General features: G+C 65.6%; 20 protein-coding genes. 11 read left to right on the top strand and 9 right to left on the bottom strand.

Going from position 1 to position 22,631, the window contains the following annotated elements:
• Positions 1-38: 38 nt before the first annotated feature.
• Positions 39-1,337: an Nramp family divalent metal transporter gene (locus EV191_RS18020; RefSeq protein ID WP_132878268.1), complete on the top strand. Its 1,299-nt coding sequence runs from the start codon at positions 39-41 to the stop codon at positions 1,335-1,337.
• Between the two features lie 98 nt (positions 1,338-1,435).
• The gene (locus EV191_RS18015) at positions 1,436-2,428 is read left to right on the top strand and encodes a LacI family DNA-binding transcriptional regulator (RefSeq protein WP_243659041.1); all 993 of its coding nucleotides are present in this window, start codon (positions 1,436-1,438) and stop codon (positions 2,426-2,428) included.
• Here the strand turns inward: EV191_RS18015 and EV191_RS18010 are convergent.
• The 9 genes from EV191_RS18010 to EV191_RS17970 are packed head-to-tail and all read right to left on the bottom strand — an operon-like array spanning position 2,415 to position 11,131.
• Positions 2,415-3,902 (bottom strand): aldehyde dehydrogenase family protein, encoded by a 1,488-nt coding sequence (locus EV191_RS18010; RefSeq protein ID WP_132878267.1) that lies wholly within the window; start codon positions 3,900-3,902, stop codon positions 2,415-2,417. The two genes, EV191_RS18015 and EV191_RS18010, sit on opposite strands and share 14 nt — an antisense overlap.
• On the bottom strand, positions 3,899-4,996 hold the full coding sequence (locus EV191_RS18005; RefSeq protein ID WP_132878266.1) for a C45 family autoproteolytic acyltransferase/hydrolase: 1,098 nt from the start codon (positions 4,994-4,996) through the stop codon (positions 3,899-3,901). Before EV191_RS18005 ends, EV191_RS18010 begins: the two co-directional genes overlap by 4 nt.
• Positions 4,993-5,997 (bottom strand): P1 family peptidase, encoded by a 1,005-nt coding sequence (locus EV191_RS18000; RefSeq protein ID WP_243659040.1) that lies wholly within the window; start codon positions 5,995-5,997, stop codon positions 4,993-4,995. Before EV191_RS18000 ends, EV191_RS18005 begins: the two co-directional genes overlap by 4 nt.
• Entirely contained in the window at positions 5,994-6,743 is a 750-nt protein-coding gene (locus tag EV191_RS17995; RefSeq protein WP_132878265.1) for an ABC transporter ATP-binding protein, read from the bottom strand. The genes EV191_RS18000 and EV191_RS17995 overlap by 4 nt, the downstream gene beginning before the upstream one ends.
• Entirely contained in the window at positions 6,740-7,702 is a 963-nt protein-coding gene (locus EV191_RS17990; protein WP_132878264.1) for an ABC transporter ATP-binding protein, read from the bottom strand. Before EV191_RS17990 ends, EV191_RS17995 begins: the two co-directional genes overlap by 4 nt.
• Positions 7,699-8,529 (bottom strand): ABC transporter permease, encoded by an 831-nt coding sequence (locus tag EV191_RS17985; RefSeq protein WP_132878263.1) that lies wholly within the window; start codon positions 8,527-8,529, stop codon positions 7,699-7,701. Before EV191_RS17985 ends, EV191_RS17990 begins: the two co-directional genes overlap by 4 nt.
• A complete protein-coding gene (locus EV191_RS17980) occupies positions 8,526-9,500 on the bottom strand; it encodes an ABC transporter permease (RefSeq protein WP_132878262.1) in 975 nt (324 codons plus the stop codon). Before EV191_RS17980 ends, EV191_RS17985 begins: the two co-directional genes overlap by 4 nt.
• A gap of 24 nt (positions 9,501-9,524) precedes the next feature.
• Complete coding sequence (locus tag EV191_RS17975) at positions 9,525-9,971, bottom strand: periplasmic substrate-binding domain-containing protein (protein ID WP_165912998.1); 447 nt, start codon at positions 9,969-9,971, stop codon at positions 9,525-9,527.
• A 50-nt stretch (positions 9,972-10,021) separates the two neighbouring features.
• Positions 10,022-11,131 carry an ABC transporter substrate-binding protein gene (locus EV191_RS17970; RefSeq protein WP_132878260.1) on the bottom strand — a complete coding sequence of 370 codons (1,110 nt, stop codon included), beginning with the start codon at positions 11,129-11,131 and terminating at the stop codon, positions 10,022-10,024.
• Positions 11,132-11,340: 209 nt separating this feature from the next.
• On the opposite strand from EV191_RS17970, the gene EV191_RS17965 reads away from it, so the two are divergent.
• From EV191_RS17965 to EV191_RS17925, 9 genes are all read left to right on the top strand, one after another.
• On the top strand, positions 11,341-13,299 hold the full coding sequence (locus tag EV191_RS17965) for a primary-amine oxidase (protein ID WP_132878259.1): 1,959 nt from the start codon (positions 11,341-11,343) through the stop codon (positions 13,297-13,299).
• A gap of 1 nt (position 13,300) precedes the next feature.
• Positions 13,301-13,936, top strand: coding sequence for an FMN-binding negative transcriptional regulator (locus tag EV191_RS17960; RefSeq protein WP_132878258.1), 636 nt, complete (start codon positions 13,301-13,303; stop codon positions 13,934-13,936).
• Positions 13,937-14,069: 133 nt separating this feature from the next.
• Complete coding sequence (locus EV191_RS17955; protein ID WP_207894572.1) at positions 14,070-14,720, top strand: GntR family transcriptional regulator; 651 nt, start codon at positions 14,070-14,072, stop codon at positions 14,718-14,720.
• A gap of 235 nt (positions 14,721-14,955) precedes the next feature.
• Positions 14,956-15,753, top strand: coding sequence for a carbon-nitrogen hydrolase family protein (locus EV191_RS17950; RefSeq protein ID WP_132878257.1), 798 nt, complete (start codon positions 14,956-14,958; stop codon positions 15,751-15,753).
• Positions 15,750-17,159: an APC family permease gene (locus tag EV191_RS17945; RefSeq protein ID WP_132878256.1), complete on the top strand. Its 1,410-nt coding sequence runs from the start codon at positions 15,750-15,752 to the stop codon at positions 17,157-17,159. Before EV191_RS17950 ends, EV191_RS17945 begins: the two co-directional genes overlap by 4 nt.
• Positions 17,160-17,381: 222 nt before the next feature.
• Positions 17,382-18,179 carry an N-acyl homoserine lactonase family protein gene (locus tag EV191_RS17940; RefSeq protein ID WP_165912997.1) on the top strand — a complete coding sequence of 266 codons (798 nt, stop codon included), beginning with the start codon at positions 17,382-17,384 and terminating at the stop codon, positions 18,177-18,179.
• A gap of 84 nt (positions 18,180-18,263) precedes the next feature.
• Positions 18,264-19,874, top strand: coding sequence for an SLC13 family permease (locus EV191_RS17935; protein WP_132878254.1), 1,611 nt, complete (start codon positions 18,264-18,266; stop codon positions 19,872-19,874).
• A 135-nt stretch (positions 19,875-20,009) separates the two neighbouring features.
• Positions 20,010-21,158, top strand: a complete 1,149-nt coding sequence (locus EV191_RS17930; protein ID WP_243659039.1) for a zinc-dependent alcohol dehydrogenase family protein — start codon at positions 20,010-20,012, stop codon at positions 21,156-21,158.
• The gene (locus EV191_RS17925) at positions 21,155-22,621 is read left to right on the top strand and encodes an aldehyde dehydrogenase family protein (RefSeq protein ID WP_132878253.1); all 1,467 of its coding nucleotides are present in this window, start codon (positions 21,155-21,157) and stop codon (positions 22,619-22,621) included. The genes EV191_RS17930 and EV191_RS17925 overlap by 4 nt, the downstream gene beginning before the upstream one ends.
• Positions 22,622-22,631 lie beyond the last annotated feature (10 nt).

Genomic DNA, 22,631 nt, shown 5'->3' with positions numbered 1-22,631 from the left:
AGTGAACTAGCGTGGTATTCCCTGAAACGAAAACGAATGTGGCCCCGGTACCTGAGGGCGTAACCGGCTATCTGCGCGCCCTTGGGCCTGGCATCGTGATGGCATTGGCCTGGATGAGCGCCGGTGACCTCGTCGCATCCTCGGTATCGGGAGCGGATTACGGCTACGCGTTGATGTGGGCGCTCGTCCTTTCCCTGCTCGCTCGCTACGTGTTCGTTTCCGCGATCGCGAAGTACATCCTGTGCAACAACAACTCAAGCAGCTCGATCATGGAAGGATTCCGCCGGTTATGGCGACCGCTGCCACTGCTCATCGGGCTGTGTGCCTTCGCCATTGGGTTCGGTTATGCCACCTACATCATCAAGGGCGCCGGTACCGCCTTTTACAACCTCATCGGGCGCCCGGGCGACACCGAATGGGGCGTGTTCATCTCGGCGACCGCGCTGGTGGGTATCACCCTGATTCTGCTGTTCGTCCGTAGGCAGTATTCGACGTTCGAGTTCATCGCCCGAGTGGCCGCCGTGATCCTGCTCGGCGCGTTCGGTACGGTCGTGCTGATCCAGGGCTTCGATCCCGCCGCGTTCCTGGCTGGTCTGACCTTTCAGGTCCCGGAAAGTACCGGTGGTTTCGAGAGCCTGCTCATCGTCGCCGCGCTCATCGGCGGGGTCGGTGGCTCCACGACCAACCTGATGTACAACTACTTTCTCCAGGACAAGGGCTGGCTCACGCCTCGGCATCGCAAGGTTCAGCTGGTCGATCTGCTGGTCGGCATGATCGTGATCCTGGTGATCAACCTCGCGATCTGGGTGACCGCCGCGGAGACGAACGTTTCCGGCAGTGTGCTGGACGATGTCAACGACCTTGCCGCCTTGCTGGGCAACACCATCGGACAGTTCGGCGAAGTACTGTTCTGGCTCGGTCTGTTCTTCATCACCTTCACCACCTTCCCGTCCTATTCGTACGGACAGACCAAGCTCCTGATGGACGGCGCCGCCAGCACCTTCGCCCCACGCGGCGCGACGGCCACGACGGTCGCCACCAGGGATTTCGAGAAGCGGGCCACGTTTCGTTGGCTACAGGGAGTTTTCCTCCTGGTGCTGCCGCTTGCCTTTTCCCTTCCGGTGATGCCCTCCTTCGTGGAACTCACGATCATCGTCAATTCGCTCGCGGCCGTGGCCGCGCCGATCATCATCATCGCGATCATCGTGCTGACGACGAGTAGCAAGTTCCTCCAGCGGCGTTACGTCAACCGCTGGTGGGAGACGGCGGCGCTGATCGTGGTCGGCGGCATCGGCGTCTGGGCGTCGTATCAGGCGATCGTCGGCCTGCTCGGGTAGCCGCACACCCCAAGGTGAGCTGGTTACCGCGGTGGCCGGTGAGGCACGCCAGGATGTCCTGCCACGACGTACCGCGCTACGGCGGCTATCGTCGTAGCGTGCCAGGAAGCGAGCAGGTGAATCTAGTCGAGGTGGCGAAGGCCGCCGGAGTCTCCAAGACCACGGCCTCCGACGCGCTGCGCAACTCTGGGAGAGTCTCCGAGCAAACCCGCAAACGGGTGGTCGCCGTCGCGAACCGGCTCGGCTACTCGCCGAATCCGGTCGCCCGCTCGTTGCGCATGGCGAGTACCGGCACGATCGGCCTACACCTACCGGAAATCCTCACCCGCTCCGAGTACTACATGTCGTTCGTCTTCGGCGTTGTGGACCAAGCGGCCAAAATGGACTACGACGTCACCCTGCTCACCGCTCAGCATGTCCCAGCACGGCGGCTACACCGGGTCGATGGGGTGGTACTCGGCGATCCACTGGAGACCGACACCGTGGTGCGCGAGCTGCTCGGCGCCGGGCTGCCGGCGGTCACCTGCGAGCGCTACACCGGCGAAGTAGAGCCGGCCGGAATCGTACTTTCCGAGCACACCGCGATGTTCGACCGGCTACTGGATCACCTCGCTGACTCGGGGGCACGAGCCATCGCGTTCCTCGCCTCGAGCACCGTCACCGACTGGGGCGCTACGTTGCAAGGCGCCTACCAGAACTGGTGCGAACGGCACGAGATGCGCCCCCGAGTGCGGGAGATGGCCTTCGGCTCACCGACCGCCGTCACTCAGGACAACGCACGTGCGGTGCTGAACGCCGATCCGTCCGTGGACGCGCTGGTGTGCGCGCCGGATGGCGCGGCATCAGCCGTGCTCCCGGTGATCAGGGCAGCCGGCAAGACCATTGGCGCGGACCTGCTCCTCGCCTCCTGTGTAGACAGCTCGGAGCTCACCCACACCGACCCGCCGATTACGGCGATCGATCTGCGTCCACGCGAGGCGGGCGCGGCTTGCGCCCAGCTGCTGTTCGACATCCTCGCCGGGGAAACCCCACGCGGCACCGTGCGCGCACATCCGATCGGTCTCAACGCGCGGCGCTCTACCCGGGGTTGACCAGTACCCCGTCCACCCTGCGCGGTAGCCGCCACGGGTTGCCGGCACGCAACGCGGGCGGCAGCGCCGCGTCCGGTACGTGCTGGTAAGCCACCGGGCGTGTGAACCGCGCGAGCGCACCGGCACCTACCGAGGTCGTCGCGGGCGCGGTGGTAGCCGGCCATGGCCCACCGTGCTGCTGAGCCCAGCTCACCGCGACGCCGGTCGGCCACTCGTCCACGGCTACTCTGCCCGCGAGCCCGCCGAGCATGGCGACCAACCGCGGAACCTCCGGGTCATCGACCCCGCCGGTCTGCACGGCGGCGGCCAGCGTGCCCTGCAGACTGGCCAGCGCACGGTCGAGTTCGGCCGGCTCCCGGTACTCGACCACAATGGCCACAGGCCCGAAACACTCCGCGAGCAGCCGCGAACCGGGTCGGAGTTTGTCGATCGGCACCCTGAGCAGGGTGGTGTCCACGCTCCAGCCGTCCGATGGTCCCGGCACCTCAGCGATCGCCACGGCTCCCGCGGCGAGCAGTTCCGCCACGCCGGTCGCCGCCGCGGTCGCGATTGGACGGGTGAGCATCCAGGCGCTCGGGGCGAGCCGGCGTAACGCCTCCGCGATCCGCGTGGTGGCATCGGCGCCAGCTGGCACGAAAAGCAGTCCAGGTTTGGTGCAGTACTGCCCGGCCCCTCGGGAGAACGAGTCAACGAACCCCTCGGCGATCTCGTCGATCCGCGTGGCGCCACTGGGGGTCACTACTACTGGGTTGACGGTACCCATCTCGGCGAATACCGGGATGACCACCTCCCGCTCGTTCGCGATCCGCCACAGCGCCAGCCCCGCCTGCTGCGAGCCGGTGAACGCCACCGCGGCGGTATGTTCGGCGCGCACCAACCGCTCGCCCGCCGCGAACCCGGTGACGAGCGCGAACAGGCCGGCGGGCGCCGACGTGCCGGCGAGCGCGTCCTGGGTTAGCCGCGCGAGTTCCTGGCTCAGCTCCGGATGCGCCGGATGTCCCTTGACCACGACGGGGCAGCCAGCGGCGAGCGCGGACGCGGTGTCGGTGCCGAGCACGCTGAAAGCGAACGGGAAGTTGCTCGCGCCGAACACGGCCACCGGGCCGAGCGGCACCCTGACTCGCGCCAGCCCGGTCCCTTCGGTGTCGATCGTCGCGTCCAGATAGGACCCTTCCCCCGCCACCTCCGCGTAGTAGCGCAGCTGCGCCGAGGTTCGGCCAACCTCCATTCGCAGCCGGTCCACACCAAGCCCGGTTTCCCGGTCCGCGATCTCGATGAGCCGGTCCGAATTCTCGTCCAAAGCCCCGGCGATCGCACCGAGCCAACTGGCCCGTTCGGCCGGTGGTGTCGCGGCAATCATCGGCGCGGCGGCCGCGGCGCCGGCGAGCGCGGCGTCGACCTCGTCCGGACCGCTCACCGGTATCTCGACCGTGGCGGTACCCGTACGCACGGCATAGCTTACGTCGGCCGTCATATCGGCATTTCCTCCTCGGTGGCACAGCAGAGCCAGGACTCCGCGTCGACGGTGCACGGCCCGCCACGATGGACATACATGCGACGCGCGAGGACATCGAGCGAGATAGTGGCCAGCGTTTCCCAACGTTCATGTGCGGGCAGCGCCGGGTCGGGGTGCGCACACACTGGCGCGCCATCCGCGCGGTGCGCACGGAACGCGTGCGCACGGTCCGTGCGATCTTCCGACGACAACGCCGCTGCCGCCCGTGAACGCAGCCAGGCTTCACGTTCGAAGGTACTCGACAGGGTCTCCAGGGTGCGCTCGCCATCGGCCAGTTCGGGGGCGAGAAAGTGGTTGGTGTGCAACAGGAACCCATCTTCCGGGAGCACTTCGCCCACTCCTGCCGGGCATAGCTCGAGGCAGCGCGCCTCCGTTCGGGTAACGACCGTAAGCACCGATGAGGCCGACAACCGAGCCGAGCGGGCAATGCGCGCTGCCTCGGCCACGGTGCTCGCCTGGTCCAAGATCCGGCGAGCGACCATATGCACCGGAACACCGATCCGCGCGCTATCCGAATGATGCCGCAATACGTTGAAATGCAGTCCCAGTCCAGCGCTGTTGACACCGATCTTGCCGAGCAGGCCGTACTCGGTGAAGGTCGCGACCCGGTGCCCTGGCGTCGGCTCGAGTTGCCACGCCAGCATCACGTCGCGGTGCGTATCGTGCCAGTCCCAGGTCTGCATCGTACGGGGTGCCGCGCCGTCACTGGGTAACACGACCGATGCGGAGCACTCCCCTGCACCGTTGACGGTGGCCGCGGCCAGGATCTCGGTACGCGCGTTCAGCACACCCAGCTGCCATTCGGGTAACCCGCTGCCCTCGGCGATACCCGCGATCTCGGTGGCCAGCTCCGGCGCCCACGCCCTGATCTCGCCGAGCGCGGCAAGGCCGTAGTCGCGTAGCTGATCGGGATGGAGACCGTGCGCGCCGAACAGCCCCGTGTATGTGGCGTAGGTAGCGGCGATTTCGGCGTGGTAGGTGGCGCCGAGGGCCGAACCGCGTGCCGCTGGATCGGTTTCGGTCGACACGTACCGCGGTATCGCCGGGTTCATCGGGCACTCGCCAATACCGCGTCCCACGCGAGTTCGGAAGCCAGGGAGCCGAGCCCGACGCCACCGACCGCGGCTGGCGCCACCTCGTCGGTGGTCAGTGCGAACAGGGTGTCCCCGTCGCGCTCGGTGTGGAACGGTTGGATAGCCCGGTTCATCGAGCTGTGCACCTGTGTAGCGAACTGATTCAGTTCGACATCGGAGAGTTTCGCGTTGGTCAGCACCACGGTGAGCGTCGTGTTGCCGGATGCGGTGCGCGCGACGTCGGCGCCCTCGGCTGCAGCGGCGAAATCCACTGTGGGCAGCTGACGTTTGCCGGTGTCCGCGTGATAGTTACCGCGTACCACGGTGCCGTTCCTGTCGACGATCACGCCAATGGCATTCACCACGGTAGCGACCAGCACCTTCAGTTCGCCGTACTGGCCATACGCCGCGCCCTGGCCGGCGAACTCCGCTCGCGCGAGATCGATCTTGCCGACCGAGGCGGACCGGCCAGCGCCACAGCGACCGACGGGAAACTCGCCAGCCACGGCGTTTCGCAAGGCGGCCTTGCCGAGCTCGGTGTCAGGTGCGATCGCGGTGTCACGGACCGAGAAGTCGTAGATCACCGCGCCGGATACGTGCTGCAGGGCCGCCCAGTAAGTACGGTTCTGCACGCGATGCAGCAGTTCGGTGTTCACGCCGGCGGCCGCGGCCAAGCCGTATACCGAGCCGCCGGCCAGCACGATCGCCTCGTGGTAGTTGTAACCGCCGGAAAGGCCGACCGCACCACCGCGCGCGTCCACGGCGGTGCGTGCGCCCTGTGGAACATGAATTACCGTGCAGCCAGTCGGGCCCTCGGCATACTCGGCGGTGCCCACGAACACCCCTGGGAAGTCGAACGGCACCACGGAGCTGCCAGGGCTCGGTTGCGGCGTCAGCTCGATATCGTCGTTGCTGACCGCACCGGGCTGGTACGCCGACGGCGTTGTCAGCCGGGCGGGCATCCCGTTGGGTTCGTTCACAATGCCTCCACTAGTTGTCTCGAGTACTCATGTTCCGGCGTGCCGAAGAACACCGCGGCCGGCGCGGTCTCCACCACCGCACCGTGCCGCAGCACCGCCACATGGTCGGCGACATAACGGACCGCGCCGATATCGTGACTGATGAACAGCGCGGCAAACGCGTATTCCGCGCGAAGGTCCTTGATCAGGTTGAGTATCTGCGCCTGCACCGACACATCGAGTGCACTGACGGCTTCATCGAAGACAATGAACGGTGGTCTGGTGATCAGCGCTCGTGCGATCGACACCCGTTGGCGCTGCCCGCCGGAGAGCTGGTGCGGATAGCGGTCGGCAAAGGACGGATCGAGCCCCACTTGATCGAGGATGCCCATGACCCGCTTAGCCACCTCCGCTTTGCTGACCCCACCGAACACGACCAACGGTTCGGCCACGCACTGACCTACCCGCATCCGGGGGTTGAGCGACCATTGTGGATGTTGAAGTACGGCTTGCATCCGGCCCGCGAGTTGCTTACGCCGCTTCGGAAACGGTTGGTTCTGGAACAGCGCGGTACCACTGGTCGGCCGCCGCAGGCCGAGCGCGACCATGCTGGTGGTGGTTTTGCCCGAACCAGACTCCCCCACCAGTCCAAGGATCTCGCCGTCGGCGAGGCTCAGCGAGACCTCGCGCATCGCGGGCACCTGCCGGCGGCGCCACGGCGGGCCGGCGGAGAACGTGACGCTGACCTTGTCCAGTTCCAGGATCATCGCGACACTCCCACTTGCTGTCCGGCCAGATGGCACAATACGTCCCGCTCGTGCACGGACACCACCGGTGGCCGGTCCACCGAGCAGGTGCTCAACGCATCGGGGCAGCGCGGCGCGAAGGCGCACCCCTCGGCGGCGCCGGTAAGCACGGGTGGCTGACCCTTGATCGATACCAGTCGCTCGCCTTCGGCGACCGCGCCCGGTACCGCCCGAACCAGTGCCGAGGTGTAGGGATGCCAGGGCATGTCGAGGACCGCGTGCGCCGAGCCCGATTCGACCACTCGCCCGCCGTACATCACCACGACCCTGCGGCACCGCTTTGCCACGGCCGGCAGATCGTGGCTGAGCCACAGGATCGTGGTACCGATCTCGGCCGCGAGGGTGAAGATCACGTCGAGGACCTCGGCACGAATCTGGCTGTCCAGCGCGGCGGTGGGCTCATCGGCGATCAGGATCTCGGGCTCTCGCGCCATCGCCATCGCGATCGCGACGCGCTGCGCCATCCCACCGGAAAGCTGGTGCGGGTACGCCTTGGCGACCCGAGCTGGATCGGCGAGTCGCACTCGTTCCAGGTGCGTCAACACATCAGCACGGCGACCCGAACCGGGCAGGGCAAGGGCGACCTGCTTGCCGATCCGCATCGTCGGATCGAGTGAGCCGATGGGTTCCTGGAATATATAGCCCAGCCGTTCGCGTCGGAGTGCGCGTAATTCGTTGGGACGCAGTGTATTAACCTCATGGTCCGCGACCACCACCGAACCGCGCGCAACCGTCGCCGCGCCGGGCAGCAGACCACCGACGGCCGCACCCAGAGTGGACTTGCCTGAGCCGGATTCACCGACGATCCCGACGGTCTCCCCTGCCCCGATAGCCAACTCCGCGCCATCCAGCGCGCGCACGCTGCCGTCACCGGAGGCGTAATCGACAACCAGATCCTCGATCCGAACCAGATGTGTCATACCAGTGATCGCGCCTCCCTCGGCTCGAGGCTGTCGCGCAGCCCGTCGCCGAATACGTTGATGGCCAGAATCGCGAGCACGAGCACGATTCCGGGACCGATTACCAACCATGGTGCCGCGAGCAGATAGATGCTGCCCTGCTGGATCAACGCCCCGAGTGAGGATTGCGGCGGTTGCACGCCAAATCCCAGGAAGCTCAGTCCACCTTCGACGAGAATGCCGACCGAGAGCGCGTAGGTGCCCTGTACCGCGATGGTTCCGGACAGGTTTGGCAGCAGGTGCCGGCTGAGAATTCGGGGCCAGCGCGCTCCGCTGATCACCGCGGAAGTGACGTAGTCGCGTTCGGACACTGAGACCGCGGCCGCGCGTACGACCCGAGTCATCAGCGGAATGGTGATGAGAATGATGCTGCAGATCGTGGCCGTCTGACCGGGACCGAGTACCGCGGCGACGAGAATAGCAAGCACGATGACCGGGAAGGAGTGCAGTACTTCCACCAGCCGCAGTACGATCTCCCCCAGCCAACCGCCACGGTAGCCTGCGGCGATCCCGAGCAGCGTAGCGAGCACCGCCGTGACGAGAACCGCGAGAGCGGAAAGGACCAAGGTGGTGCCAATCCCCTCGAAGAGTCTCGGCAGCATCGATCTGCCCAGCTCATCCGTCCCAAGTAGATACTCGCCATTTGGTGGGGCGAGCCGGGGGCCGACCATCTCATCCGGATCACCACCGATGCCGAGCACGGTGCCAGCCAGGGTGCCGAGCGCCAGCAGCACAAGGCACAGCAGCCCGGATCTGGTGAGCCAATCCGCTTTGCGCCACCACGTCATTGCTTCCGCCCTTTCGCCGCCGCGCCAAATCGCGGATCGAGCACGCCGGCCACCGCGTCGGTCACCATGTTCAGCACGATGAAGACCACCGCGGCGAGTAGCACGCCTGCCTGTACTACCGCATAGTCGCGTCTACCCACCGCCTGCACCAGATAGGTACCCATGCCGGGCAGGTTGAACAGGTACTCGATGATCACCGCGCCGCCGAGCAGATACGCGCTGACGGTACTGAGTACCGTGATGATCGGGATCGAGGCATTACGCAGCACATGCCGGCACACGATGAAGGCGGGGCGATCACCACGCGCGATCGAGGCCGTGATGTAAGGCTCTACCAGTACGGTCAGCACCGCGTCCCGGGTGGTTCGCGCGGTTACCGCGATCACGAACACCGAAAGCACCGCCGCGGGCAGTAACATCGACTGGAGATTGCCGGCGGGGTCGGCACCGAAAGGCACGTACCCGCCGACGGTGAGGCCGAGCGCGAAGCGCGAGAACAGGAAAACCACAACGCTGCCGAGGACGAACTCGGGCACGCTCACCCCGAGCCCGCTCAGCAACCTGCCCACCGCTGCCCCGCCGCGCCGCCGACCCGCGCGCACCGCGGTCGCCACGCCCAGCGGCACCCCGATCAGGATCGCACCGCCTATCCCGAACAGGGCCAGTTGCGCCGTCACCGGAAGTCGCAACCCGAACTCGGTGGTAACTGGTTCGCCACTGATCATCGAGATACCGAAGTCGCCGGACAGTGCGGTACCGAGCCATCGCGCGTACTGCACGAGAATGCTTTCGTCCAAACCATACTTCGCCGTCACCTCGGCTTTCTGCTCCGGGCTGGCGAGCGGACCGAGCACGACCTCGGCGAACCCTCCCGGCATCAGCCGGGAGGCAGTGAAGATCAGAATGGACACCAGGAACAGGGTGACGACCGCGCTTAACGCCCGGCGTAACCACCACGAGAACAGTCGCATGGTCCGTTTCCCTCCCCGGGCTCGCTACCTGGTTCGCAGCCGGAAGTCCGCGACGCCACGAAAGGTGTTGCCGTAACCTTCGGTCTCGTACAAGGTCGGACTCAGCGCGTCGGATCGATAGCCGGTCAGCGCCGGTTTGGTCACCAGCGGAATCATCTGGGCGTCGGCATCGACGGCTTCGCACAGGTCGCGCAGCGCGCCCTCCCGGTCCGCTCCCCGCGTGGTCCGCATAGCCCGGTCGATCGCCGCGTTCAGCTTCGGATTCGGTGCCATGAAACCGAGGTTGAAGCCGGCCTGTTCCGGATCCCACCAGCGGCCGACCATCGCCGCGTCGGCATATCCAGCAAACCACGACAGCGCGGCGTCGAAGGTGGCTGGCACTTCGCCGTACACCTTGCCCGACCAGCTTCCCTCATCGAGTTGTTCGATGCTGACCTGGATTCCGATCCGTTGCAGGTTCTGTTGAATCACCTGCGCCACGGCCGGTGCGGGCGCGGTGGAGTAGGCCGCGAGTTCGAAACTCAGATTCTGTGCCCCGCCGCCCTGAGCAACTGTTTCGCTCGGTCCAGATCCGCGGTGGCGGACGGCAGCGTGGCCGGATCGCAGGAGCCGGGAAGCCCGGCGGGTGTCGCACCGGTTGGCTCGCCGAGTCCGGCGAGCGCGGATTCGGCCATTGCCGGACGGTCCAGGGCGATATTGATCGCCTCCCGCACACGCGGATCGTCGAACTTCCCGCCGGGCGCGTTGCTGTTCAGCATCAGGTAGTAGAAGTCGGTGGTTGCCTGCGCGGCGACTTTGGTATCGCGTGCGCCGCTGAGTAACCGGGGCGAGTCCACGTTGCCCAACATCGCCAGGTCCGCGCTGCCGCTCTGTAGCGCGGCCATCCTCGCCTGTTCCTGGCCGGCGATCAGCACGTTGACGGTGTCCGCGGCGGGCTTTCCCCGTGCCCAGTAATCGTCCCTGCGCTTGAACCGCCAGGAGACATCCTGCCGGTGCGCATCGACCACGTATGGGCCGGTACCCAGCATTCTCGTGCTGAGGTCGAGTGAACCGTTCTCGATTTCCTTCATCGGCAGCACCGCGGCCGGCACGTTCGCCAGCGAAGCGAGAAAGGGTTCGTACGGCATGGACAGTCGGAACGAGACCTTATTTTCGTCTATTTTAGACACACTGGCAAGCGGTCCAATCTGTGCTTTCCACACTCCGTTGCCTTCGAGTAGGCGGTTGAAACTGCCAACCACGTCCTCGGCGGTCATCAGCCTGCCGTTGCTGAACCGGACACCCTCGCGGAGATGGAAAACGTACTCGGTGGGACTCGGCGTTTCCCAGCGCTTGGCGAGTACCGGCTCGATGGCGAAGTCCGGCCCCACGGTGACGAGCGGTTCGTAGACCAACGACATGAGCTGCCAGGACGTCGCCACATCGGCCAGTTGTGGGTCGAGTCCCGTTGGCGCGCCGTTGTCGACGGTGACTTGCAGGTTCAGGGTGCCGCCAGCGGGCACCGCCGGATCGGCGACCGCGAGAAAGCCGGGCACGTCCGATGTCGCGGTCGTATCGTCCAGCGGGACCGGCGAGCAGGCCGCGAGCACGACGAGCACGGCGGTGCCGCTGACGAGAGCAGGGATCCGCATATGGCCTCAGCTTTCCAGCGGGAGGTGTACTCCGACCCGCACCGCCGTAGGTTGCCGGAACGTTCCGACAGCGGCCGAGGTTAACCCGGGGCTACCTACGTCCGTCAACCCTCGATTCTGATCAGTTGACCAAGCCCAACCCGGACGGCTAGCCTGATAATGCTGTGCCGGAACGTTCCGGCAACCGCTCAAATGCGAGGGAGAGCCCGGTGCCCAACCGCCCGCAACCACATCCGCTCGCGCCGTTGACCGCCGACGAGATCACCGAGGTACGCGCGATCCTCGAGGTCGCTGGCGCCGTGCGAGCCACCACCCGGTTCTCCTACCTCGGACTGGCCGAACCCGCGAAGGCCGAGCTCGCCAGCTACGAGCGGGACGGCGCTACCGTCGACCGGCTGGCCCGGGCACTACTACTCGATGTGGACACCGGCGCGGCCCACGATGCGTTGGTCAACCTCACCGAACGCAGCGTGCGATCGACCATCGAGATCGACGGCGCCGCTGGTCAGGTTCCGGTTCTCGGCGAGGAACACGATGTGGTCCGCTCGATCATGGCCGAGGACCAGGGCTGGCTCGACGCGCTGCGCCGCCGCGGAATTACCGATCCGTCGCTGGTATTCCTAGCCGCCCTTTCCGCCGGCCGGTTCGAGTCCACTCCGGACAGTAACCGGCGATTGGTCCGCGTGCTCGCCCATTGGCGCCCTGATCCATCCACAATGGTCTGGGCCCATCCCGTCGATGGCCTACTGGCCATCGTGGACCTCATTGGCCGCGAGGTTGTGGAGATCGTTGACACCGGCGCCATGCCAGTACCGGCCGAATCGGGCGACTACGACGACCCCGAGGTTTCCGGACCACCGCGCACCACCCAACGCCGCATCGACATCAGCCAACCCGATGGGCCCAGCTTCACGCTCGCCGATGGAGTGTTGAGCTGGGAAAACTGGCAGCTGCGACTCGGTTTCGACATGCGCGAGGGATTGGTGCTACACCAACTCGGCTTCACCGACGGCGACTCGCTGCGGCCGATCATGCACCGCGCATCGGTGGCCGAGATGGTCGTTCCCTACGCCGATCCCGGGCCGATCCGGTTCTGGCAGAACTATTTCGACACCGGCGAGTACCTACTGGGCAAACTGGCCAATTCGCTGGAGCTTGGCTGCGACTGCCTCGGCGAGATCACTTACGTCGATGCCATCGTCGCCAATGGCAACGGCGAGCCGGTCACGCTACCCAACGCGATCTGCATCCACGAGGAGGATGCCGGCGTGCTGTGGAAGCACACTGACCCAGCCAACGGCAGCAGGCAGACCCGCCGCCAGCGCCGGCTGGTGATCTCGTTCTTCACCACCGTGGGCAATTACGACTACGGGTTCTACTGGTACCTCTACCTGGACGGCACGATCGAGCTCGAGTGCAAGGCGACCGGCGTCGTGTTTACCGCCTACTACGACGAGCGCATCGCGCCATACGCGTCGCAGGTCGCGCCCGGCCTCGCCGCGCCATATCACCAACATCTGTTCAACGCCCGGCTCGACATGGCCGTGGACGGCGAGCCCAACGCGGTCGACGAAGTCGAGGTCACGCGGTTGCCGATGGGCCAAGACAACCCGTATGGCAACGCGTTCACCCGCTCCGTTCACCGGCTTACCAGCGAGCGGCAGGCGCAGCGCATGGCCGCACCGGATCGCGGCAGGGTGTGGCATATCGTCAATCCGCAACGGCGCAACCGGCTCGGGGAGCAGCCTGGCTATGCACTCATCCCGCAGGGCCTACCGACGCTGCTCGCTGACGAGGCTTCGGTCATTCATCGGCGAGCGGAGTTCGCCAGTAAGCACCTCTGGGTCACCCGGTATGCCGACAGCGAGCGATACCCCGCTGGAGATCTGGTGAACCAGAGCTCACCCGGCGCTGGTCTGCCCGAGTTTGTCAAGGAGGACCGCGATATCGACGGCACCGACCTGGTCGTCTGGCATACCTTCGGCCTGACCCACTTTCCCCGGCTGGAGGACTGGCCGGTCATGCCGGTGGACAGCTGTGGCTTCACGCTGAAACCGGCGGGTTTCTTCGACCGCAATCCGACCCTCGACGTGCCAGCTCCCGCTGGGGACCATTGCCGGCGCGGCCCGATGGCGCCGAACGACTCCCCGCGCAGCGAGGTTTCCTGAGATGCACGAGTTCGCGCGCTATGCCGCATCGTCAACCGCCGATGAGATCCAGTTGGTGCGGCAGAATCCCTTCGCGCTGGTGGTGAGCTCGGCGAGTGCCGGCGCGCCAGCCGGAACGCACGTGCCGGTCATTCTCCCACCGGATCGGGAACCGCTGGATTCCTGGCAGGAGGTGACGCTGCTCGGACATATGGCTCGTGTGAATCCCCAGTGGCAAGACTTCGCCGCCAGTCCGCGGGTGTTGCTGGTGTTCACCGGGCCGGACGGCTACGTCTCGCCGCACAGCTATGGCTATACGCCCGCCGTACCCACGTGGAACTACGCGGCCGTGCACATTACCGGCACGGTCGAGCTGATCGAGGGCGCGGCGGCGACGCTCGAGGTGATGGAATCGACGGTGCACGCCATGGAATCACGCCGCGAGCCAAGCTGGAGTATGGCGTCCTCGCGAGAGAAGTTCGCCTCGCTGGTGGAGCACGTCGTCGCGTTTCGCGTTCAGGTACGAACAGTGCAGAGTGTCTTCAAGCTGAGCCAGGACATGCCGCCGGAAGTACGCGAACGCGTAAGAGACGATCTCAGGGAAACCGCCCCTGCTGGCCCGGCACTGGCGGAGCTGATGCGCCGATACGACGGCTGATCGGCGAGGCGCTATCGCCGATGGCGCAACTCCCCCGACCAGACCTCGCCGTTGCATACTGCGGTACACTGACGGCCGCGACAAGGGCATCTGCCGGTGCCGAGGTCAGTTTACGTGCCACGCGCGGGAGTTCGTGAGATCAAGGAGGGGCGCTCTGTCCGAGGTATACGACCTGCTGCGTAGTGAGATCATTGCCGGCGTGTTCGACCCCGGCGCACAGCTGGTGGAACTTGTCCTCGCGGAGAAGTACGGTACCAGCCGTACCCCGATTCGCGAGGCGTTGCGGCGGCTCGAGCAGGACGGTCTTGTGGAGCGCGGCGAGCGTGGTCTACGGGTTCGGACTCGCAGCCCCGAAGAGATCCTGGAGATCTACGAGGTTCGCATCTACCTGGAGGCGATGGCGGCGTCGACGGCAGCCCAGCGGCGCAGTGATTTCGACCTGATCCGGATTCGCCGCGCGCAGGAGACGATGGATGACACGTCTACCGACGACCCGGCCGCGATGGCGGCGGCCAACCGCGCCGTGCACGAAACCATCTGGGCGGCCAGCCATAATGGGACCGTCGTCGATCTGCTCACCAGGTTGAACAACCACCTGACTCGGTACCCGGCGACCACGCTGAAGACTCCCGGCCGCTGGCCGGAAGCGCTGCAGGAACACTGGGCCATGATCGACGCGATCGAGCAGCGCGATTCGGCGCGCGCGCACGATCTTGCCCGCGACCATATGACGAAAGCCCGTGAACTTCGTCTGGAGCTCTACCGGGCCGATCCCAGCGCCTAGTCCTCGTCCGTGTCAGCACCTTCCGTCCGCGTCCTTTAGGGATCTTGCGGTCTAGCCGCGTCCACTGAGACCGCAACCTTTAGGGATCTTGCGGTTTTGACTGGGTAGACTTGGTCTTCGTCTGTACAACCTGCCCTGTTCCGCTGGAATCTGCGAACACTTCGTCAGTTCCAACGGGCAGGGGCGCTGACCAAAATAGGCGCACCAGATCACGCACCGGCGAAAGGACTCATCGGTGTGCGCGTTTCGGTTGGCGTGCCTGCAAACCCCCGGCAGCCCAGGTGATCCCGAGGCCAATCTCGCCGAGCTCGACAGGGCCGCCGCTCGCTCCGTTGCCGCCGGGGCCGACCTGTTGGTCACCCCGGAGCTGTTTCTGACCGGATACGACATCGAGGGAACCGCCGCGTTCGCGCGGCAGCCACTGGTTTCCCACGCTGCCGAGATCGCCCGGCGGAACCACATCGCGCTACTGGTCGGCGTGCCACTGCGGACCGCAAAGGGCATGATCAACGCCGCGGTGTTCGTGGACGAAACCGGCGAGGTGATCGGTACGCACGCCAAGACGCACCTGTTTGGCGAGCTGGATCGCTCCCGGTTCGTCCCGGGATTCTCCACTACCTCCATTGTGGACTATCGAGGGCTGCGGATCGCGATACTGATCTGTTACGACGTCGAGTTTCCGGAGACCGTGCGGGCAGCCGCGTTGCATGGCGCGCAGCTCATCGCCGTCCCCACCGCGCAGATGACGCCGTTCGCGTGGGTCGCCGAGACGCTGATTCCGGTTCGTGCCTGGGAAAACCAGGTGTATCTGTGCTATGTGAACCATAGTGGCGCCGAACGGGACACGGTGTACGTCGGGCGCAGCAGCATCGTCGGGCCGAACGGCGGCATTCTGGCACAGGCGCACGAGGAACCCGCACTGCTGCTGGCCGAGATCGATCCGCGTGAAGTCGAGCAAGGCCAGCGGGACAACCCGTACCTCGCTGACCTCCGCACTGATCTGCACCCGCAGTCGGCGGTGGACGCAGGATGACCCCGTCACAGCCGGAGCTGGATCAGCCTCGCTTGCAGGGCAGGCTCGGTGTCACCGCCGTAGTGTTCATGGTGCTCGCCGCGGCGGCACCGCTGACGGTGATCGGCGGGAACGTGCCGCTGGCAATCTCGGCGGGTAACGGCGCTGGCGCGCCGGTCGGTTTCCTGATCGCCTCAGTCGTGCTATTGCTGTTTTCCGTCGGTTTCGTCGCGATGACCCCACATGTGCAGCATGCGGGCGCTTTCTTCGCCTATATCGAGCAGGGTCTCGGGCGACTGGCCGGCGGGGGTGCTGCGTTCCTCGCCCTGGTCGCGTACACCGCCATTCAGGCGGGAATCTGGGGATACCTCGGTGGCGCGGCGAGCTCCTTTGTGGAGGTCTACAGCGGCGTACGGCCACCATGGTGGCTATGTTCCGCTGTCCTGCTGATCGTCGTGGCGCTGCTGGGCTACCGGCATATCGAACTCAGTTCCAGGGTGCTGGGCACCGCCCTGGTGTGCGAGCTGGCGATCGTGCTCGTGATGGATGGCGCGATCTTCGTCACCGGTGGTGCGAGCGGGATCTCCGGCGCGTCGTTCACCCCCGCGGAGATCTTCAGCGGCCCACTCGGTATCGCGGTGCTGTTCTCCATCACCGGGTTCATCGGGTTCGAGGCGACTGCCGTGTTCCGGCAGGAGGCTCGCGATCCGGACCGGACCGTGCCACGGGCTACCTATATCGCGGTCACGTTGATTGGCTTGTTCTACGCACTGTCCAGCTGGGCCATGGTAGAAGGCTGGGGAGTGGACGGAATCACGGCCGCGGCCACGAACTCGCCAGATGACCTGATGCTGAACACCGCGCAACGCTATCTGGGTGCGGTGGCCGGCGATGTCATGCAGGTACTCTTGATCACCAGTCTGATCGCATGCGTGCTCTCCTTCCACAATGTCATCGCCCGCTACCAGTTCGCGCTCGCCAGGCGTGCCACCCTGCCCGCCGTACTGGGCTCGGTGCATCCGCGACACAGCTCCCCCGCGACATCCTCGCTGGTGCAGAGCGCAACGGCAGCGGTTCTGGTGGCGGTGTTCGCGATGCTCGGGCTGGACCCACTTACCGAGATCTTCTCCGCGATGGCCGGGGTCGCCACCCTGGGCATCGTGCTGTTGATGCTGTTGACCAGCCTGGCAGCGGTAGTTTTCTTCTTCCGCAACAAGATCGCCGGTGCATCGGTGTGGTCGAGCCGAGTCGCGCCCGTCGCGGCCGTTCTCGTACTGCTTGTCGCGCTGTGGTTGGTTGTCTCGAACTTCCCACTTGTGGTCGGCAGCTCGGTCCCGGTGGCGTGGTTGATCGGCATGGTTCCGGTCATCGCCTTCGGCTTCGGCTGGCTCCTGGTCGCCGGTAAAAGACAAGGCCCGACAAGCTGACGAGAAACCGACGGGGTTCGAGTCAATAGCCGCGCCCCGTGCGCGCAATCTTGAGGAATCGTACGGTGACTGTACGTGTGACTTCCGCAGTATGTTGTCGCATGCCTTTGTATGCATTAGGATACCGAATGCTCCGGGTCGACGGCCGGTGAGCTGAAACTGTGCAAGGAGGCCTGTATCTCACGCATTGCGCCACCCGCCGCCAACTACGCGCTTTACGCGTTGCGCTATGGCATCGGACAATCCTGGACCGCGCCGCGCACCTACATCCCGACGAGCGGGTTTCAACCAGCCGAAGATCTCGACTATCGCCTGTTCTGCTACACCTGGGTCGCCGTATCCGAGGAGCAGGTAGTCCTGGTCGACGGCGGCTGCGATGAGCCGACCGCCACGGCTCGAGGCATCACCTGGGACCGGTCCCCAATGGACTCGTTGCGCGTCCTCGGCATCGATCCCAAGGACGTCGATGACGTGGTGATCAGCCATCTGCACTGGGATCACGCGGGAAACCTGACCGCCTTCCCGAATGCGCAAATTCACCTGCACCCAGCTGAGCTGCGCTATGCGACGGGGCCGCCCATGGAACATCGCTACCTGCGACGCCCATACGACACGGCACAGCTGCGGGACATGGTGTCCTTCGTCCACGAAGGACGCGTTCAGTTCACCGATGGCACAACGGAAATCGCCCCGGGCCTCACGGTGCACCCGGTTGGCGGGCACACCCCGGGGACGCAGGTCGTACGGGTGCCCACCCATCGTGGCCCTGTGGTGCTCGCCTCCGACTCGCGACACTTCCACCACAACAACTCCGGTGGGGACGCGGGCGGGGTACCGTTTTCCATCGTCGTGCACGTGGACGATTACTGTGCGGCTGCCCGGACGGTGGACGATCTAGCGGCGAGCCCTGACCACGTAATACCGGGACACGATCCCAGCGTAAGCCACCGTTATCCCACATTGGACGGCGATGAGCTGATCTCGCGCCTGGATGTGGCTCCAGAACCAAGCCGCCAGTAGCGGCATCTCCCCAACCCTGCAACAGCTAACACCTATGCCACGAGCCACGGTAGCCGTGGCATAGGTGTTCCCCACGGAGTAGGCATGAAGCATCTTCCTCGAAGGTTCGACAGGTTCAGCCGGGACAGTGCACGGGACACCAGCGGCCCGCCGATCTCGGCAACGCAAGGAGCACCCGGCCAGGAATCGTCCACAACGGACCAACCAGGAACTGGTTCAGCCGATTCGGGCCGGCCAAGAACGTACCGCACCTCCCAACTGGTGACGTTGCTACTCGGCCCAGCACTGTTCGTACTCACCATGCTGGTAGTGCGAGTTGACGGACTCGAAACGCCCGCGGTCGCGGTACTCGGCGCGACGCTGTGGATGGGCACCTGGTGGATCGGTGAATGCGTACCACTGCCAGTCACGGCATTGATTCCCATCCTGATCTTCCCAACCGTGGGTGCACTGGAAACAGGCGAAGCCTTCTCCAGCTATGGCGACAACATCATCTTTCTCTTCATGGGCGGCTTCCTGATCGCCATCGCACTGGAGAAATGGGGCCTGCACCGCCGCATCGCCCTGTCGATCGTCCGCGTACTCGGCACATCGGTCCAGCGAATCATCCTTGGTTTCATCCTCGCCACCGGCGTGGTGTCCATCTGGATCACCAATACCGCTACCGCGATGATGATGATTCCGATGGGGACGGCGATCGTCGCGCAGGTTCGCGATATGCAGCGCGAATCCAGCCGGGCCTCCGAGGAGGACGTGGCCAAGTTCGAGAAGTCGTTGATCTACGGAATCGGCTACTCCGCGACGATCGCGGGAGTGGGCACGCTGATCGGCGGCACCACGATTCCAGTCATGGTCGCCCAGGCCGAAGCACTCGTGGGGCAAACCGTCTCGTTCGCGCAGTACGCGTTGTTCGGTATTCCCTTCGTGCTCTGCTTCATGCTGCTGCTCTGGGTTTACCTGACCCGAATCGCTTTCCGCACAAAGATGCGCACCTTGCCTGCTGGCGCGACCGTCATCAACCAGGAGCTCAAGGCGATGGGCCCGATGACCAAGCCGGAGAAGCGCATCGCGGCGATCGGACTACTCACTGCTCTACTGTGGATGACCAGGCCGTGGCTCATTGATCCGTTCGTCGAGGGAATCTCGGACGGTATGATCGCGATCCTCGCGGCGGTACTGCTCTTCCTGGTACCCGCGGGGGACGCGGAGAAGACCCGAGTGTTGGAGTGGCGCGACACCTCCCGGCTCCCGTGGGACATCCTGCTGCTGTTCGGCGGCGGCCTCGCGCTCGCCGCCGCGTTCACCTCGACCGGACTGTCCGAATGGGTTGGCGACAAGTTCAGCTTGCTCGGCGCGGCACCCTTCCTGGTCATCGTCCTCGTCACGGCGGCCATTCTGGTGTACTTCACGGAATTCACCTCGACGACCGCGACGGCCCTGGTTTTCGTACCGCTCGTCGGCGCAGGCGCGATGTCCATCGGACAGGACGCCGTGATCCTCATGCTCACCGCCGCGCTCGCGGTGAACTGTGCCTTCATGCTTCCGGTGGCGACCCCGCCAAACGCGATCATGTACTCAACCCGTGTAGTGACCGCGTCTGGCCTGTTGAAAACGGGCTTCTGGCTGAGTCTCATCGGTATCGGCCTGATCACCGTGTTCGTCACGGTCTGGGCACCGTTCGTTTTCAGCCTATGAGCCGTGCATGCATGCCGTTGTATACAATGGGCTACAATAGTCGCTGAGACGCGGCACAAGACACCTGGCGACCGCCAACCCGAAGTCCGACGTGTCCGCGCCACACGGGCACGAGAGAACGAGGTGACCCAGCCAATGACGACCCGCAGCATGCGTGCGGCGGTACTGCGCGAACAGGGCCGCGCCGTGCCCTATGCCGATTCCAGACCGCTGGATGTGACCACGGTTGAGCTCGACGCCCCCGGCGAGGGCGAAGTGCTTGTCAAGATCGCCGCCGCCGGCCTGTGCCACTCCGATCTGTCCGCCATCGCCGGCAAGCGGGCGCGGGCCGTCCCCACCGTGGCCGGACATGAGGCAGCGGGCGTCGTCGAAGAAGTCGGCCCAGGAGTGACCAAGTTCAGCCCCGGTGATCACGTGGTGCTGGTCTTCGTGGCCAGCTGCGGACACTGCGGGTACTGCGTATCGGGCCGGCCGAACCTGTGCGAGTCGTCCTGGCAGGCACGTGCCAACGGCACGTTGCAGAGCGGCGCGCGCCGGCTCAGCGAGCACGGAGCGGCGCTCAACCACGCGAGTGGTATCTCGGCTTTCGCGGAGTACGCGGTGACCTCGGAAACCTCGTTGGTCAAGATCAGCGAGGAGATCTCGCTGATCGACGCGGCCGTGCTCGGGTGCGCCGTGGTCACCGGGTTCGGCGCGGTGGTCAATTCCGCTGATGTACCGGCCGGCGCGACGGTCGCGGTATCCGGTCTCGGTGGCGTGGGGCTGAGTGCGCTGCTCGGTGCCGTCGTCGCCGGTGCTTCGACGATCGTCGCCGTCGACGTCACGCCGGCAAAGCTGCGGCTCGCGCGCGAACTCGGCGCCACGCATGCCTTCGACGCAAACGACCCCGGCTTGGTCGAGGCGATCCGCGATGCCACTGGCGGCGGCGCGCACTACGCCTTCGAGATGGCCGGCGTGCCGGCGTCCATGTCGGCTTGTTACGCCGCGACGCGCAGGGGCGGCGAGGTGATTACCGCGGCGCTACCCGATTCCACCGCGACCTTCGCGGTGCCGCTTGCCGCGCACGCTTCGGATGAGCGGGTGGTACGCGGCAGCTATATGGGCAGTTGTGTGCCAGCCAGGGATATCCCCCGGCTCGTCGCGTTGCACCTGGCCGGCCGGCTACCAATCGAGCGGTTGCGCTCCCGCACGATCGCGCTTGATCAGATCAACGAGGGGTTCGACCGCCTACGTACCGGCGAAGCGGTGCGCGAGGTCGTAACATTCGAGGAGGGCGGGAAATGACCGTGACCGCGCACACCCGGTACGAAAGTGGACTGCCGCCGCTGGGCAATCTGGTTGACGGCCAGTGGCGGCTCGCTGGCGAAGGATTCGACGTCCGCAACAAGTACACCGACGAGCTGATCGCCGAACTGCCGGAAGCACCAGCGGAAACGGTGACCGAAGCCGTTCGAGTTTTGGACCGCGCCGCCCGGGCAGAGTTGTTGACCCCAGCGGATCGCGCCACCGTACTGCGCAGAACTGCCGAACTCCTTGAGGAACGCAGGGAAGCGTTCGCCACGTTGATGATCGACGAGGTCGGCTTCACACGATCCGATGTAGACGGAGAGATTGACAGGGCCGTCGTCACGCTCGGCCTGTGCGCGGAGGAAGCGACACGCCTTACCGGGCGGACCGCGAGTTTCGCCAGCAGCCCCGGCCAACACCACCGACTCGGGTTCACGGTCCGCGTACCCCTCGGCGTGGTGTGCGCGATTACCCCGTTCAACTCGCCGCTGAACACCGTCTTGCACAAGATCGGGCCCGCGTTGGCAGGCGGCAACGCGGTGGTGCTCAAGCCATCCGGGCAGACACCACTGACCGCGGCGCTGCTGTGCGCGACGCTGCTGGATGCCGGACTCCCACCGTCCCTGCTCGCCCTGCTGCACGGGGTCGACGCGCGAGTCGGCGAACTGCTTCTCGCCGAACCGGACATCGCGTTCTACTCGTTCACCGGGTCCACCAAGGTGGGTCGGGCGATCCAGCGTGGCGCGGGGCTACGCCGGACACAGCTGGAGCTCGGGTCGATCGCGAGCACGATCGTCTGCGCCGATGCGGACCTCGATCGAGCGGTGCCGCGCATCGCCAATGCCGGATTCCGTAAGGCCGGTCAGGTGTGCACTTCGGTCCAGCGGCTCTACGTGGCCCGCTCGATCGTTGACGAGGTCACCGAGCGGATGGTCACCGCGGCTACGGCCATGCCCTCCGGTGATCCGCGCGATCCGTCCGTCCGGGTGGGACCGATGATCTCGGAATCCGCCGCGACCCGAGTATCGGATTGGCTGGCCGAAGCCCGGCACGGCGGTGCTCAGGTGCGCTGTGGCGGTGGCCGGAACCAATCCGTAGTCGAGCCGACCGTGCTCGTCGAAGCCCAGTCCGGTATGCGCGTCGTCGATCAGGAAGTGTTCGGACCGGTTCTGACCATCCTGCCGTTTGACGAACTGACCGAAGCGATCGACGGCGCCAACGACACACCCTTCGGACTCGCCGCCGGAATCTTCACCCAGGACATCGACCAAGCACTGCGTGCCGCGCGAAGTCTGCGCTTCGGCACGGTACATCTCAACGAGCCGTCCAGTTCACGGGCGGACTCGATGCCGTTCGGCGGGGTCAAAGAAAGCGGCCATGGCCACGAGGGACCGGCGTACGCGATTCGCGAAGTGACCGAGGAACGACTGGTCACGCTCAATCCAGCGGACCCGGGCTAGTTCCGGCGCG

Origin of the sequence: Tamaricihabitans halophyticus, from assembly GCF_004340875.1 — a bacterium.
GTDB classification, from domain to species: domain Bacteria; phylum Actinomycetota; class Actinomycetes; order Mycobacteriales; family Pseudonocardiaceae; genus Tamaricihabitans; species Tamaricihabitans halophyticus.
Note: the sequence above shows the minus strand (reverse complement) of the source record. Positions and strands in the feature narration are given on the sequence as shown.

What these genes read in the sequence shown, in the direction of transcription:
- EV191_RS18010 (WP_132878267.1), bottom strand. Translation starts at nt 3,902, where the DNA reads ATGACGGCCGACGTAAGCTATGCCGTGCGTACGGGTACCGCCACGGTC.
- EV191_RS18005 (WP_132878266.1), bottom strand. Translation starts at nt 4,996, where the DNA reads ATGAACCCGGCGATACCGCGGTACGTGTCGACCGAAACCGATCCAGCG.
- EV191_RS17995 (WP_132878265.1), bottom strand. Translation starts at nt 6,743, where the DNA reads ATGATCCTGGAACTGGACAAGGTCAGCGTCACGTTCTCCGCCGGCCCG.
- EV191_RS17990 (WP_132878264.1), bottom strand. Translation starts at nt 7,702, where the DNA reads ATGACACATCTGGTTCGGATCGAGGATCTGGTTGTCGATTACGCCTCC.
- EV191_RS17985 (WP_132878263.1), bottom strand. Translation starts at nt 8,529, where the DNA reads ATGACGTGGTGGCGCAAAGCGGATTGGCTCACCAGATCCGGGCTGCTG.
- EV191_RS17980 (WP_132878262.1), bottom strand. Translation starts at nt 9,500, where the DNA reads ATGCGACTGTTCTCGTGGTGGTTACGCCGGGCGTTAAGCGCGGTCGTC.
- EV191_RS17970 (WP_132878260.1), bottom strand. Translation starts at nt 11,131, where the DNA reads ATGCGGATCCCTGCTCTCGTCAGCGGCACCGCCGTGCTCGTCGTGCTC.
- EV191_RS17960 (WP_132878258.1), top strand. Translation starts at nt 13,301, where the DNA reads ATGCACGAGTTCGCGCGCTATGCCGCATCGTCAACCGCCGATGAGATC.
- EV191_RS17945 (WP_132878256.1), top strand. Translation starts at nt 15,750, where the DNA reads ATGACCCCGTCACAGCCGGAGCTGGATCAGCCTCGCTTGCAGGGCAGG.
- EV191_RS17935 (WP_132878254.1), top strand. Translation starts at nt 18,264, where the DNA reads ATGAAGCATCTTCCTCGAAGGTTCGACAGGTTCAGCCGGGACAGTGCA.
- EV191_RS17930 (WP_243659039.1), top strand. Translation starts at nt 20,010, where the DNA reads ATGACGACCCGCAGCATGCGTGCGGCGGTACTGCGCGAACAGGGCCGC.
- EV191_RS17925 (WP_132878253.1), top strand. Translation starts at nt 21,155, where the DNA reads ATGACCGTGACCGCGCACACCCGGTACGAAAGTGGACTGCCGCCGCTG.